The sequence below is a fragment of the Streptomyces sp. NBC_00376 genome (assembly GCF_036077095.1).
Classification (GTDB): domain Bacteria; phylum Actinomycetota; class Actinomycetes; order Streptomycetales; family Streptomycetaceae; genus Streptomyces.
On the sequence record NZ_CP107960.1, the window covers coordinates 5,349,132 to 5,363,960 of the forward strand.

Annotated in this window: 8 protein-coding genes and 2 pseudogenes; 7 read left to right on the top strand and 3 right to left on the bottom strand. The window is 72.6% G+C overall.

Annotated elements, in window-relative coordinates; translation table 11 throughout:
* The first annotated feature begins 66 nt into the window (after window positions 1-66).
* Window positions 67-675: a TetR/AcrR family transcriptional regulator gene (locus OG842_RS24165; protein WP_266732516.1), complete on the top strand. Its 609-nt coding sequence runs from the start codon at window positions 67-69 to the stop codon at window positions 673-675.
* Here the strand turns inward: OG842_RS24165 and OG842_RS24170 are convergent.
* Complete coding sequence (locus OG842_RS24170; protein WP_328512461.1) at window positions 672-4,205, bottom strand: bifunctional glycosyltransferase/CDP-glycerol:glycerophosphate glycerophosphotransferase; 3,534 nt, start codon at window positions 4,203-4,205, stop codon at window positions 672-674. The two genes, OG842_RS24165 and OG842_RS24170, sit on opposite strands and share 4 nt — an antisense overlap.
* A 101-nt stretch (window positions 4,206-4,306) precedes the next feature.
* Here OG842_RS24170 and OG842_RS24175 point away from each other — a divergent pair.
* The 6 genes and pseudogenes from OG842_RS24175 to OG842_RS24200 form a co-directional block, all read left to right on the top strand.
* A pseudogene (locus tag OG842_RS24175) lies at window positions 4,307-4,633 on the top strand (glycosyltransferase family 2 protein); the annotation flags it as partial.
* A gap of 286 nt (window positions 4,634-4,919) precedes the next feature.
* A pseudogene (locus OG842_RS24180) lies at window positions 4,920-5,294 on the top strand (CDP-glycerol glycerophosphotransferase family protein); the annotation flags it as partial.
* A 34-nt stretch (window positions 5,295-5,328) separates the two neighbouring features.
* Window positions 5,329-8,886: a bifunctional glycosyltransferase/CDP-glycerol:glycerophosphate glycerophosphotransferase gene (locus OG842_RS24185; RefSeq protein WP_443064002.1), complete on the top strand. Its 3,558-nt coding sequence runs from the start codon at window positions 5,329-5,331 to the stop codon at window positions 8,884-8,886.
* 396 nt (window positions 8,887-9,282) lie between these two features.
* Window positions 9,283-10,365, top strand: a complete 1,083-nt coding sequence (locus OG842_RS24190) for a hypothetical protein (protein ID WP_266732522.1) — start codon at window positions 9,283-9,285, stop codon at window positions 10,363-10,365.
* 74 nt (window positions 10,366-10,439) lie between these two features.
* Window positions 10,440-11,954 (top strand): bifunctional glycosyltransferase/class I SAM-dependent methyltransferase, encoded by a 1,515-nt coding sequence (locus tag OG842_RS24195; protein ID WP_266732524.1) that lies wholly within the window; start codon window positions 10,440-10,442, stop codon window positions 11,952-11,954.
* Between the two features lie 70 nt (window positions 11,955-12,024).
* Window positions 12,025-12,399, top strand: coding sequence for a hypothetical protein (locus OG842_RS24200; RefSeq protein WP_266732526.1), 375 nt, complete (start codon window positions 12,025-12,027; stop codon window positions 12,397-12,399).
* 63 nt (window positions 12,400-12,462) lie between these two features.
* Here OG842_RS24200 and OG842_RS24205 read toward each other — a convergent pair whose 3' ends face one another.
* Window positions 12,463-13,380, bottom strand: coding sequence for a carbohydrate ABC transporter permease (locus OG842_RS24205; RefSeq protein ID WP_266732527.1), 918 nt, complete (start codon window positions 13,378-13,380; stop codon window positions 12,463-12,465).
* On the bottom strand, window positions 13,377-14,825 hold the full coding sequence (locus tag OG842_RS24210) for a carbohydrate ABC transporter permease (RefSeq protein ID WP_266732529.1): 1,449 nt from the start codon (window positions 14,823-14,825) through the stop codon (window positions 13,377-13,379). Before OG842_RS24210 ends, OG842_RS24205 begins: the two co-directional genes overlap by 4 nt.
* Window positions 14,826-14,829 lie beyond the last annotated feature (4 nt).

The following is a 14,829-nucleotide window of genomic DNA, read 5'->3' on the forward strand; positions in this document are numbered from 1 at the left end:
CGCCGAGGGTAGGGCGCATTCACGTCGCAACGCAACCGTTTCGTCGTCACGGACTATGATTCGGCCATGACCAGCGACCCGGGAACCCGCCGCCGCGTCCCCGCCGGAGCCGCCGTGCTGCGCGAGGACATCACCGATGCGATTCGCAGCGCCGTCTTCGAGGAGCTGGCCGCGGTGGGCTTCGCCCGGATGTCGATGGAGGGGATCGCGCGGCGCGCGGGCGTCGGCAAGACCGCCGTCTACCGGCGCTGGAAGTCCAAGCTGGCCCTGGTACTCGACCTGGTCTCGGCCGTCGCGGTCCAGGGCATGCCGGCCCCGGCCACCGGCTCGCTGTACGGGGACGTCCGCGCCGTGCTCGAACTCGCCTCGTACGCCCTGCGCCACCCCGTCGCCTCGCAGGTCATCCCGGACCTGCTGGTCGAGGCGGCCCGCAGCCCGGAGATCTCCGACACGATCAAGGCCGCCCTGCTGGACCCGCAGCTGGGCATCGCCGCCGTGGTCGTACGGGACGCCGTGGCCCGCGGCGAGCTGCCCGCGGACAGCGACCCGGACCGGGCGCTGGACCTGATCGTCGGCCCGCTCTACTGGCGGCTCGCCGTCGTCCGGGGCCCGCTGCCCAAGGGCTATCTCGACGACCTGGCCGCCGCCGCGGTCGCCGCCCTCAAGGCGGGCTAACCCTCGGCCAGCAGCCGGTCCGCGACGCGCCCCGCCGCCCCGCCGTCGTCCAGGTCGCAGAAGTCCCGGCGGAAGCTCTCGTACGCCTCCGCGTGCCGGGCCGCCGACGCGGCCAGGGAGCCGGAGTCGCGAAGGAGCGCGGCGATCTCGTCCGCCCCGGCGAGCAGCGGGCCCGGCGCCCGGGTCTCGAAGTCCAGGCAGAAACCGCGCACCGTGTCGCGGTAGTGCGCCAGGTCGTAGGTGTGGAAGAGCATCGGGCGGCCGGTGTGCGCGAAGTCGAACATCAGGCCCGCGTAGTCGGTGACCAGCACATCGGCGATCAGCAGCAGCTCCGCGGTGTCCGGGTGCGCCGACACGTCACGCACGCCCACCCGCTCGGGCACGCTCCCGGTCACCCGGGGGTGGCGGCGCACCAGCACCGTGTGGGCCGCGCCGATGGACCGCGCCAGCGCGGCCGGGTGGAGCGCCCGGTCCCAGCGGTAGCGGAGCCGCGCGCCGTCGGCGCCGAACGGATGGGCCAGCCGGTCGCGGTAGGTCGGCGCGTAGAGCACGACCCGGCGGCCGTCCGGGATGCCGAGCCTGCGCCGTACCCGCTCCGCGGTCTTGGCACGGTCGGCCGAGAAGAGCAGGTCGTTGGCGGGGGAACCGGCCTCAAGGACCTCGCCCCGGTAGTCGAGCGCGCGTCGCAGCAGCGCGGTGGAGTGGCGGCTCGGGGAGACCAGGACGGACCACTGGGCCGACCGGCGCGGCAGCGTGGCCAGCTCCTGGTGGTCGGCGTACGGGGTGCCGGCCAGATCCGCGCCGAAGCGGCCGAGCGGGGTGCCGTGCCAGGTCTGCACGACGGTCTGGCCGGGCCGCCGCTCGAACCACTCGGGCAGCTGGTCCGCCGTGACGATCCGGCGGGACCGCGCCAGCGCCTCGTACCAGGCGGCGCTGTGCTCGATCACCGGGACGGCGGTGGGCGGTACGTGCCCGTGGACCCCGTCGGTGACCCACAGGTGCTCCGACTCCACGCCCCGGCGCAGGAGTTCGGCGTGCACGGCGCGCGGCGAGTCGCCGCCCGTGTAGAGCACCGCGTCCCGCAGCGGCATCGCGCGCCGGGCCGGATAGTGGCTGCCCCGCAGCTCGGCCCCGCGGTACGCGCCGCGCTCGGCGGGCGCCAGCACCGGCCCGGCCTGCACGGTCAGCCGGTCGCCGGAGCGGCGGTCCAGGGCGAACTCCCGGCCGGGCACGGGGCCCGTGGCGACCGGGCCGCTCCGGCGCAGCGGCAGCCGGGCGGCGAGCGAGGTCAGCACCCGGACCGGCCGGCCGCCCAGATACGCCTCCCAGCGGCCCTCGTGCAGCCCGGCGGCCACCGAGGGCGCGAGGAACGCGGTGAACCGACACCCCCCGTACACCCCTTCGTACGCCTTCTCCGCACCCCCCGGCACCCTCGCGCGCCGCTCGTCATGGGTGACGGGCACCGACACCGTCTCGCGCAACGCCCCGTGCCGCAGCACCAGGCGGTCCGGGCCCTCGCCCGGCCGCACATCCGTACCGGCGCCGGTCACCCCCTCCACCCGCAGCGCCCCGTCCGGCGTCCACACCGCCCCGTCCACGAACGGCTGCCCGCTCAGATCCAGCACCAGTTCGCCCACCGCGTCGGCCACGACCGGCGGTGCCGACTCCGGGGCCACCGCGAGCGGCACCCGCGCCCCGTCGGCCAGCACCAGCCGCGCCCGCCACCGCCCGCCGGTTTCCGGCTCGACCTCGCGCGGCGCCCGGTGCGGCACCGGCGGCGCGGCCGCCATCCCGGCGAGGTCGGCGAGCGGGATCCGTACCGTGAAGCGGCCGTCCGGCCGGCACTCGACGGGGTGGCCGAACTCCTGGTCCGCCACCCCGTCGCAGGTCAGCACCAGGGCCTTGGGCCGGGCGCCCCCGTACAGCCGGCCGGTCAGCTCCAGGTCCTTGCCGAAGCGGCGGGACTCGCAGCGGGCGGGCAGCCGCTCCAGGGTCAGCCGGAGCCGCCCGCCCCGGAAGTCGAGCACCGCCCGGCGTCCGTCGCCCAGGTCATGGACGTGCGGCTGGGCGGCCCCCGCCTCCACGGCGCGCACCGCCACCCGGCGGACCGTGCCCTGGGTGGCCACCATCATCCCCACCAGCCAGCCGCCGGGCCGCAGCCGGCGCGGGTCGAGGGTCATCTCGAAGCCGGAGTGGTCGTAACGGTGCAGCTGCTGGCCGGAGTCGACGGTCGCCTCGGGCGCGGGCACGTTCCGCACCGGCACCCTCCGCAGCTGCTGCCCGAGGGCCGCGCGCACCATGCCCACCTTCAGCGACTGGCGCGGCGTCGCGGCCGGCAGATTGCGGATGTACGCGTAACCGCGAAGCCGCAGCTTGCCGTCGTCGCCCCACCGCGCCTCCAGCAGCCGTGCCACGGCCTGCAGGTCGGTACGGGCGAGGCGGGCGGTGTCCGGGATGCCGGGGAAACCGGCCTGCCGCAGCCCCGGCACCCCGCCGACCGCGAACGTTCCTGCACCGTTGGCCCGCTCGAAGGCCAGCACCTCCAGCAGCTCCGGGAGCCGGCGCTCCTTCACCAGCTGCCACTTGATCCGCAGCGCCACCGGCAACTCGTGGGCCACGGCCCGGTCCGCGCGGCCTGCCCCGTCCATCCGCTCCATCCGGTCCAGGAACGCCCCGGCACCCGCCATGAACGCCTTCCGGTACTCGGGGCCGCCCAGGGGCAGCCCCTCCAGGAAGTACACGAAGTCGTCGCGCAGGCAGGACAGGTCGTAGCGGCGCCGCGCCGCGCCGTTCGCCACCCCGCCCCGGCCCGCCAGGAACGCGCTGACCTGCTCGCACGCCGAGATCCGGTCCCGTACGGCCTGCACGTCCGTGCGCCGCCGGGTGACCGAACCCTCCCGGGCCCGCCAGTAGTAGACGTGCTCGTGCAGCACGTCCACCGAGCCGGCCAGGTGGTGCGCCGGGATCACCACCCGGGTGTCCTCGCAGAGCCCGCCTTCCGGGAAGGCGAAGGAGTGCCGGTCCCAGAAGGAGCGCCGGAACACCTTGTTCCAGGCGGCCCGGTCGGCGAGCAGCCGGGGGTCGCGGCCGATGTGGGTACGGGCCCGGCTGCCGGTCAGCCAACGGTACTGCCCGGCCTGCTGCCGCCCCTGCACGGTCAGCCGCCACACATTGCCGGTCGCGAGGTCGGAGCCGGTCGACTCCAGCGAGGCCAGCATCCGCGCGTAGGCGTCGTGGACGACGACGTCGTCGCTGTCGGCGAACGCCAGGTACGGCACGCCCGGCGTGGTGTGGCGCACGCCCGTGTTGCGGGCCGCGCCCGGCCCGCCGCCTGGCCGGCGCACGAGGCGGAAGCGGCGGTCGTGGGCGGCGAACGACTCCGCGATGGCCGAACTTGCGTCCGTCGAGCCGTCGTCCACGAGGATCACCTCGATGTCGGTGACCGTCTGTCCGGCCACCGAGCGCAGGCAGTCCTCCAGGTGGTCCTCGACGTTGTGGACCGGGACGACGACACTGAGGCGCGGCTTCATGCCCGGTCAACCGGGGCGGACGCGCCGGGTCACCGGCACTGCCCCGAACGGGTGAACACGGGATTCTGCGCACGGTAATCGCGCCATTTCGCTCGGCTGCCATGCTTCTCGGTGTCGTCGTGCCCGTCCACCGCGTGCAGGGGTACCTCAGGGCGGCCATCGAGTCCGTGCTCGACCGGATTCCCGGCGAGCCGGAGCTCCTCGTCGTGGACGACGGATCCCGGGACGGCGGCGCGCGGATCGCCGCCGAGTTCGCCCGGCGCGACCCCCGGGTCAGGGTGATCACCCTGACCCGGGCACCTCGGCGCCGGCCCGGCCCGCAACGCCGGGGCGGCCGCCGCGCGCGGGCGCCACCTGCTCTTCCTCGACGGCGCCACCTGCTCTTCCTCGACGGCGACGACCTGCTGCGACCGGGCGCGCTGGACGCGGTCGCCGACCGGCTGTCCACCGGCGAACCGGACGTGCTCCTGCTCGGACACGACCGCGTCGACTGGTGGGGCGAGGTCACGGCCCCGGAGCCGGTGGGGGGCGGCCGTGCGGCCCCGGTCCCGGCACCGATGGGGGACGGCCGCGCGGTCCCGGTCCCCGGGTCGGCGGGGGCGGCCGGCTCCGAAGCCGACGCACTCCGCGCAGGCGCCCTCCGTGTCGACGGCCTCTCCATCGACGCCCTCCGCACCGACGTCCCACGCCTCCACCGCCGCGCCTTCTGGACCGCATGTCCCGGACCGGGAGGCCTACCGGGCCTCGCGCGGCACCTACTTCGACCTGCTCTCGGGGCGCCCCGGCGACACCCCGGGCGCCGTCTCCACCACCGAGGACGAACTGCTGGAGCTGTTCCGGACCGGCGAGTGGCGCTCGGCGCGGACGGCCGGGCTGCGGGCGGCGTTCCGGGAGCGCTTCTGCCCGTACGACGACGGGCACGCGGCCGAACGCGTGGTGCGCCGGCTGTTCCTGGGCGACGACGACCGTGACGGTGACAGCGACGGCTACGGCGACGCGGAGCCGGACCGTACGGCAACCGGGGCACGGCCGATGTCACCCGTTCGGGAGAGACCGGGACCGGTGACCCCCGGCCCGTCACGGGGTTGAGCCTCACGGACAACCAGGCCCCCGATGAACGGATGTGCCCAACATGTCGCCACGGCTCAGTGTCGTCGTACCCGTCCACGACGTGGAGCTCCATCTGACGGACTGCCTGAAGTCCCTCGCGGAGCAGACCATGACCGACCTGGAGGTGGTGATGGTCGACGACGGCTCCACCGACGACAGCGCGGCCCTGGCCGCCGCCTTCGCCGTACAGGACGGCAGGTTCCGGCTGGTGAGCCAGGAGAACGGCGGGCTCGGGCACGCCCGTAACACCGGGGTCCGCAACTGCGACCCGGGCGCCCGCCATCTCGCCTTCGTCGACGGCGGCGACGTGCTCCCGCCCCGCGCGTACGAACTCCTCGTCGGCGCCCTGGACGAGACCGGCTCGGACATCGCGTCCGGCAACGTGCTGCGGCTGCGGGCCGACGGCCGGCTCCAGCAGTCGCCCGACCTCCGCCGGCCCATGGCGACCACCCGGCTGCGCACCCACATCTCGCGGGACTGGGACCTGGCCGCCGACCGGACCGCCTGCAACAAGGTCTTCCGCCGGTCCTTCTGGGACGAGCACGCCTTCGCCTTCCCGGTCGGCGCCCTCCACGAGGACATCCCGGTCGTCCTGCCCGCCCACTTCCTGGCCCGCTCCGTCGACGTGCTGAAGGACCCCGTCTGCCACCGGCGCGACCGGGCGGGCTCGATCGCCACCCGCCGCGCCGTCGTCCGCGGCGTCCAGGACCGGGTCTCGCACCTGCTGGGCGTCTCCGCCTTCCTCGACGAACACCGCGACGCCGCCGACAAACGGCGCTACGAGGCGCATGTGCTCGCCGACGACCTCTGGTACTTCATGGAGGCGCTGCCCGACGGCGACGAGGAGTACCGGCGCGCCTTCGTCACGTACGCCAACGAGTTCACCGACCAGGTCGACCCTGCCGTCCTCGACGCACTGCCGCTGCGGCTGCGCCTGATGTGGCACCTCGTGCGCGAACGGCGGACCGGCGAACTGCTGGACCTGCTCGCCCTCGACAAGGCCGAACCGGGCGCCTTCACGGTCCGGGGCGTACGCCGCCGCAGCGCCTCCTACCCGGTCCTCACCCGGCCGGTGCCGCGCTCGGTGCTGCGCGTGGGCGCGCGGGACCTGCCGCTCACCGCCCGGCTGCTCGACGCCCACTGGCAGGGCGGCAAGCTGCACCTCAAGGGGTACGCGTACATCCGCAACCTGCCCGCCGGACCGCGCACCGCCGAGTTCCGGGCCGGCTGGCTGCGGGCCGGACGCCGGCACGTGGTGCCGCTGCGGCTGCGCACGGCCGACGAGCCGGAGGCCACCGCCCGGTCCCGGCAGAGCCTGCACGACTACGACCGGTCCGGCTTCGCGACCGTCGTCGACCCGGCCAGGCTCCGCATCCACCCGGGCGGCAGCCCCGAACGCCTCACCTGGCGGCCGGAGATCGGCATCGCCGGACACGGCATGCTGCGCCGCTCGGAGCTCTCCACCGACGAGGCGGCCGCCCCGCCGCCCGTGCACCGCCCCGACGGCGACCACCGGATCGTGCCCGCCTTCGACGGCGGCAGGCTGGTGCTGCACGCCGAGCGGATCGACGCCCGCTTCGAGACGCACCGCGCGGGCGACACCGGCGACGGGACCGCCACCGTGGTCATCGACGGCATGATCCGCGACCGGCTCGGCAGCGGGCCGCTGCGCCTCGTGCTCACCCACCGACCCTCCGGCACCGCCTTCGACCGCCCGGTGACGGTGCACGAGGGTGCCGCCCCCTCCGCGTCCGGCTGGCGGCGGTTCACCGCGGACATCCCGCTCGGCGCCTTCGCCGACGCCCGGCCGGACACGGTCGAGGGGGAGGGCCGGGCCCAGGTGCCGTACAGCCTCCACCTCGTCGGACCGGACGGCCGCCGCACCCCGGTCGATGTGCCGGGGCCGGTGCCGCCGGGCCGCTACCCGCTGGCCGGGACCGGCGAGGAGCGGCGCGAACTCGGCCTCACCGCCGGCCCCCGCGGCGATCTGCTGATCAGCGACCGCCCCGTGCAGCCGGCCGTCGACCTGGCGACCTGGACGCAGGACGGGCAGCTCCTCCTGGAGGGCACCTTCCCCGACCTCCCGGAACGGCCCGTCGACCTGGTGGCCAGGCACAGCGGCCACGGCGAGGAGGCCCGGTTCGCCCTCACCCTCTCCGGGGCCGCCGGCGCCCGCCGGTTCAGGGCCGTGCTGCGGCCGGACGCCGTCGAGGGCCCCGGCGGGAAACTGCCGCTGGGCCAGGGGCACTGGTACCTCTTCCTCCGCGAGCGGGGCGCCCTGGACGAGGCGGACGACGCCGCGCTGCGCATCCCGGCCGCCGCCCACCGCACCCTGCCCGCCGCCCGCACCCTCGGCGGCCGGACGTACACCGTCGAGCGGCGCTGCCACGACCAGCTGCTGATCGACAGCGCGCCGGTGCTCACGGCGGCGGAACGCGGCCCGCGCGGCGAGCGGCTGCTGCGCGAGGGCTACCGGGCCCGGCGCGCCGCACCGCTGCGCGACACGGTGCTGTACAGCAGCTTCGACGGCCGGCAGTACTCCGACTCGCCGCGCGCCGTCCACGAGGAAGTGGTCCGGCGCGGCGCCGAGCTGGAACACCTGTGGGTGGTGCGCGACCAGCAGGCCCGTATCCCGGCCGGTGCCACCGCCGTCGAGCACGGCTCCGCCGCCTGGCACGAGGCGCTGGCCCGCAGCCGGTACGTCGTCACCAACACCCAGCTGCCCCGGTGGTTCGAGCGGCGCGAGGGCCAGCGCGTCGTCCAGACCTGGCACGGCACCCCCCTCAAACGCACCGGCCTCGATCTGGTGCGCACCGGCCGGTCCGACGCCGCCCGTACCGCCACCATCGAGCACCGCGCCCGCCAGTGGAGCTTCCTGGTCTCGCCGAACAGCTTCGCCACCCCCGTCCTGCGACGCTCCTTCGGCTACCGGGGCGAGATCCTGGAGTGCGGCTCCCCCCGCAACGACCTGTTCCACGCCTCGGACCGGATCAAGGTCGCCGCGGCGGTACGCGAGCGGCTCGCCCTCCCCGAGGGCAAGCGGGTCGTGCTGTACGCGCCGACCCTGCGGGAGGACCAGCCGCTCGGCGACGGCCGTTACGCCCTCGGCCTGAAGCTCGACCTGGCTGCCGCCGAACGCGAACTCGGCGGCGACACCGTGCTGCTGGTGCGCCGCCACTACCTGGTGACCGGCCGCCTGCCCGACAGCGGCAGCGGCTTCGTCCGGGACGTCTCGCGCTACCCGGACGTCGGCGAACTGATGCTGATCAGCGACGCCCTGGTCACCGACTACTCCTCGCTGATGTTCGACTTCGCCCGGACCGGCCGCCCGATGCTCTTCCACACCCACGACCTGGCGCACTACCGCGACACCCTGCGCGGATTCTGCTTCGACTTCGAGGCCCGCGCCCCCGGCCCGCTGATCCCCGGTTCCACCGGCCTGGTCGAGGCGCTGCGCGACCCGGAACGGGCCACCGCGGGACACGCGCAGGCGTACGAGGCGTTCCGCCGGGACTTCTGCGACCTGGACGACGGGCACGCGGCGGCGGGCGTGGTCGACCGAATGCTGTGATCCGCAGCCGACCGGATCCCGTGGTCCGCGGTCGGCCGAATGCTGTGATCCGTACTGCCCGGCCGTGCCGCTGCCGGCCGGGCAGATCCCTCGCACCACCACATGCCCCCTGAACCGTTCGAGTGATTCAGGGATGCGAATGTTTGCGCGAATGCGCGAAATATTCGCGTAATGGTCCATCCAAGCGTGGCCTTCGGTGCGTCGCTCAGCGTCTTCTTGTTGCTACGTTCTGTTTTCATGGGTATCCGAATGCGATGCGAAACCTGGAACGTGTCACGCGCAAGGGCGGTGGTGCTCATTGCCGCAGCCGCGGGCCTTATCACCCGAATGCTGATCGCGGCGAATATGCCGGGCCCGGCAGATGTGCGAATCTTTCATGGTTTCGCAAAAGCGATCGTGCGGTACGGGCCCATTCGGATTTACGAACAGCCGCTGCCGGGACTGCCCGTCTACAACCATCCGCCACTGGCCGGCTGGATGCTTCTCGGGCTGAATGAACTGTCCGAACTCGGCATTCCCTTCGGCACGTTGATCAGGTCGCCCGCCTCGATCGCCGACTTCTTCTGCGCACTCGTCGTGTTCGAGATCGTGCGCAGGCGCGCTTCACTCGGTGCCGCCGTCGCCTGCGGTGTGGGCGTGGCCGCCAGCCCCGTACTGATCGCCACCTCCGGGTACCACGGCAACACCGACGCGGTCGCCATCACCTTCGCCCTGGTCGCCGCCCACCTCCTCGTGGACCGGAAGGCACCGCTGACCGCCGGGGTGGCCGCCGCGCTCTCGATCAGCATCAAGTTCATCCCCGTGGTGGTGATCCCGGCGCTGTTCCTGGTCGCGCTGCGGGCGGGCCGGCCGGCGTTCGTCCGCTTCTCCGCCGGGTTCGCGGCCCTGGTCGCCCTCGTCTGGGGGCCGGTCCTGCTGACCGTTCCGCAGAACCTCAAGGAGAACGTCCTGGAGTACGCGGGCGGCGGCTACCGCCTCTGGGGGCTCGTCCGGTTCGCCGACCTGTTCGGCCTGCCACAGTCCTTCATCACCTTCATCGAGGGCGACGGCCACTTCCTCTTCGTGCTGGTCTGCGTGGCCGCCGGGGTCTGGCTCGCCTGGCTGCGGCCCGCGCAGCTGCCGGTCGTCGTCGCCGTCACGATGGGCCTGCTGCTGCTGCTCTCCACCGCGTCCGCGCTCCAGTACCTGACCTGGGCCGCCGCCGGACTGTTCGTCGTCGGGTTCTGGGAGGGCGCAGCGTACAGCTGCCTGCTCGGCCTGACGGCGGTCCTCGGGTACCGGGGGCGCTCCGCCGTGCACTGGAGCGAAACGGTCCTCCACCTCGCCGAGTTCGGCTGGGTGGTTCTCGCCGCGGGCCTCGTCAGCGGAGTCCGCAAGATCCTCGCCGTCCGGCCGGAGCCGTCCGCCCGGCCGCCCGCCGGGCGGGCCCCGCTCCCGGCGCCCTGCACCTCGCAGCCCACCGACTGTGCCGTCAACTGACCCTCCCCGAAAGCGTCAGACACCGAGCACCGAGCAACAAGCACCGAGCACCGAGCGCAACTGGAGAACGTCCCGTGAAGGAAAGCCCGAGCCCCAGGATCGGCATCCTGGTGGTCGCGTACAACGCCGAGACGACGCTGGAGAGGACCCTCGACCGCATTCCGGAGGACTTCCGGTCCAAGGTCGCCGAAATCCTCATTCTCGACGATGCGAGCCATGACGCGACCTTCACCGCGGGCTGCCGCTGGTCGCAGACGGAGGGAATGCCGCGGACCGTGGTGATGCGGCACACCAAGAACCTCGGATACGGCGGAAACCAGAAGGCCGGATACGCGCTGGCCGCCGAGCACGGACTCGACATCATCGTGCTGCTGCACGGCGACGGACAGTACGCCCCGGAATTCCTCCCGGACATGGTCGCACCCATCGAACGCGGCGAATGCGACGCCGTCTTCGGATCGCGGATGATGAAATCCGGATCCGCGCTCAAGGGCGGCATGCCGATCTACAAATGGCTCGGCAACCGCATTCTCACCCGCCTGGAGAACACCCTCCTCGGATCGCAGCTCACCGAATTCCACTCCGGATACCGCGCCTACAGCGTCGCGGCGCTCAAGAAGTTGCCGATCCACCGGAACACCGACGCGTTCGACTTCGACACCCAGATCATCGTCCAGCTGCTCAACGAGGGGATGCGGATCAAGGAGATCCCCGTCCCCACGTACTACGGCGACGAGATCTGCTACGTCAACGGCATGAAGTACGCGAAGGACGTCGTCAAGGACGTCCTCGAATACCGGCTCGCCGTCAAGGGATTCGGCACCTGCGGCTGGATCCCCAAACCCGTCGAGTACGCGTTCAAGGAGGGCGACGGCTCCTCGCACGCCGTCATCCTGGAGAAGATGCGCAGCCTCCCGCCCGGCCGGGTCCTCGATCTCGGCTGCTCCGGCGGCCTGTTCGCCCAGCGCCTAGAAGCCCTCGGCCACGAGGTGACCGGGGTGGACTACGTCGAGGTCCCCGGCGTGCGCGAGAGGTGCACCCGCTTCCACCTCGCCAACCTGGAGGAGGGGCTGCCGGCCGAGATCGGTGCCGACTACGACTACGTGGTCGCCGGCGACGTCATCGAGCACCTCTCCCGTCCCGAGCGGGTGCTGGCCGAGGTCGCCGAAGTACTGCGGCCCGGCGGCCGTGTGCTGCTCTCCGTACCGAACTTCAGCCACTGGTACTCACGGCTGCGGGTCGCGCTCGGCGTCTTCGGATACGACCGGCGCGGCATCCTCGACGAAACGCATCTGCGCTTCTTCACCCGGGCCAGCCTGCGCCGCACGGTCCGGGACGCGGGCTACGACGTCCTGAACATCGCGTCGACCGGGGCCCCGTTCTGGGCGTTGCTCGGCGGCGGACCGCTCCCCGCGGTCCTGGGCGGGGCGTCGAAGCTGCTCACCCGGGTCCGGCCGACGCTGTTCGGCTATCAGCATGTCGCACTGCTCACCCCGCACGCGGCCGAGACGATCATCGCTGGAGAGCACATCGATGTACAGGACATCCTCAACCGACAGTACGCCCATGCCGACCGGGTCGGCGTCTGAGGCCGCCGTACCCCGTCCCGCCCCCGCCCCGGAGCCGCAGTCCCCGGGCGCCGCAGTCAGGAGCAAGGTCTTGACCCTCCCCAGTCTGATGCTGCTGTTGTTCGCCGTGTTCTCCTCGGCGGGCGGCCAGATCATGCTCAAGCACGGGATGAAGGGCGCGGCGGCGGCCGCGGGACACGGCGGCGGGTCCGTCGCCCTGCGTGCCGCGACCAGCCCCTGGGTCGTCCTGGGCCTGGTCGTCTTCGGGGTGTCCGCCCTCGCCTGGATGGCGACCCTGGCCAAGGTGCCGCTGTCCATCGCCTACCCGTTCAACGCCCTCGGGTACCTGCTGATCGTGCTGGCCGGGGCGACCGTGCTGCACGAACGGACCTCGATGTGGACCTGGGGCGGCTCGCTGCTCGTGGTCATCGGCCTCGTCACGGTGATGGCGGGACAGCAACGCTGACGGCGCCGCCGCCGGGCAGGCCCAGGGCCCGTCCGGCGGCGGCGCCGCCCCGCTCCACCGCCGCTACTTCACCGCGCCCGCCATCACGCCGGAGACGAACTGGCGCTGGAAGGCGAAGAAGACCGCCAGCGGGATCACCATCGACACGAAGGCGCCCGGCGCCAGCACGTCGATGTTGTTGCCGAACTGCCTGACCTGCTGCTGGAGGGCCACCGTGATCGGCGGCGAGTCCGAGTCGGCGAAGATCAGCGCCACCAGCATGTCGTTCCACACCCAGAGGAACTGGAAGATCCCGAGCGAGGCGATCGCCGGACCGCCCAGCGGCATCACGACCCGGGTGAAGAGGCGGATCTCGCCCGCCCCGTCGAGCCGGGCCGCCTCCAGCAGCTCCCTCGGGATCTCCGCGAAGAAGTTCCGCAGCAGGAAGATCGCGAAGGGCAGCCCGAAGGCCGTGTGGAAGATGATCACGCCGAAGGTCGTCTCGAAGATCCCGACCGCGCCGAAGAGCTTGGAGACCGGGACCAGGGCGACCTGCACCGGGACCACCAGCAGCCCCACGACCACCAGGAACCACCAGTCGCGGCCGGGGAACTCCATCCAGGCGAAGGCGTATCCGGCCAGTGAGCCGATCACGACGACCAGCACGGTCGCCGGAACGGTGATCATGACCGTGCTGAGGAGGGAGTGGGTGATCGTCGAATTGTCCAGCAGCGTGGCGTAGTTGTCGAAGGTGAGCTGGGACGGGGCCGTGAAGACCTTCCACCAGCCGCTCGCCGCGATGTCGTCCGAGCCGCGCAGCGAGGACAGCAGCAGCCCGATCGTCGGCATCAGCCAGAAAAGGGCCACCAGGACGAGGAAGATCCGCATCGCACCGCCGCCCGCGCGGGCGGCGATCCGTGCACCGAGGGACCGCTCGGCCTTCAGCGGAGCATCGTCGGCCGTCGTGCTCGTGTTCGTGGCCGTGGTCGACGCTGTCGTCATCGGCGCCCCTCCTTCCGGATCCGGCGGATGTTGACGTACATCACCGGGAGTACCAGCAGCAGCAGGAGTACGGCGATGGCGCTGCCGATCCCGAGGTCCGCGTCCGTGCCGAACGAGGACCGGTAGAGCTGGAGCGCCAGCACGTTCGCGTCGTCCTGCGAGGAACCCGGCGCGATGATGAAGACCAGGTCGAAGACCTTCAGCACGTTGATCATCAGCGTGACCAGCACCACCACGAGCACGGGCGCGAGCATCGGCACCGTGATCCGGCGGAACACCTGCCACTCGTTCGCGCCGTCCACACGGGCCGCTTCGAGGAGTTCACGAGGCAGCCCCGCGAGCCCCGCCGCGATCAGCACCATCGCGAACCCGGCCCACATCCAGACGTAGGAACCGATGATCCCGGGTGTGACGAGGGTCGGGCCGAGCCACTCGACCCCGTTGTACGGCTCCTTGAAGTTCGAGGCGGGGAGCCGGAGTCCGGCGCCGTCCGCCGAGGCGGGCAGGGTGAACGTGCCGTCCGCGCCCGCCGTGGCCGACGCGACGACCTTGCCGTCCTTGACCGCCTCGACCTCGATGCCCTTGAGCCCCAGCTCCTTGGTGTCGATGACGTTGGGCTTGCCACCGCCGCCCTTGGTGAAGTCCAGCCACGCGGTACCGGTGATCTCCCCGTTCCCCGCGGCCGCGGCCTTCGCCGGCTTCGCGTCCTTCGGCATGTTCGCCGGGATCACACCGACCAGCGGCAGCTGCACCGGCTGCCCGGCCCGCACCGGCGCCTTGGTGACGAACGAGCCGCCGGGCCCTGCCTTGAGCGGGTGGACGGGCAGCGGGTGCGCCTTCGGGTAGCCCGCCGACTCGTTGAACGTGTCGTGCACACCCACCCATACGGCGTTGGCGACCCCGCGCTCCGGGGCGGCGTCGTACACCAGCCGGAAGATGATGCCGGCGGCGAGCATGGAGATCGCCATCGGCATGAAGACCACCAGCTTGAACGCCGTGCCCCAGCGGATCCGCTCCGTCAGCACCGCGAAGATCAGCCCGAGGGCCGTGGCGACCGTCGGCGCGAGCACGACCCAGATCGCGTTGTTCTTGACCGCTGTAAGGATGGTGTCGTCCGTGAACAGCGCCTTGTAGTTGTCGAGTCCGGCGAAGCCCGTACCGGCCTGGTCGAAGAACGACCGGTAGACGGAGTACGCGATCGGATAGACCACGAGCGCGCCCAGCAGCACCAGCGCGGGTGCCAGGAAGAGTGCGGCGATGAACCGGCGGGTGCCGGTCACACTCCTGCGGCTGCGTCCCGCGCCGCCGGCCGACGGATCGGACGGCTTCCTGGGCGCGGGCACCGACGGCTTTCCGGACGATTGCTTCCCGGACGATTGGTTGTCGGACGATTGCTTGTCGGCGGGGGGCACCGCGTCGGCGCCCCCCGCTGCGGCTGTCGTCATCCCG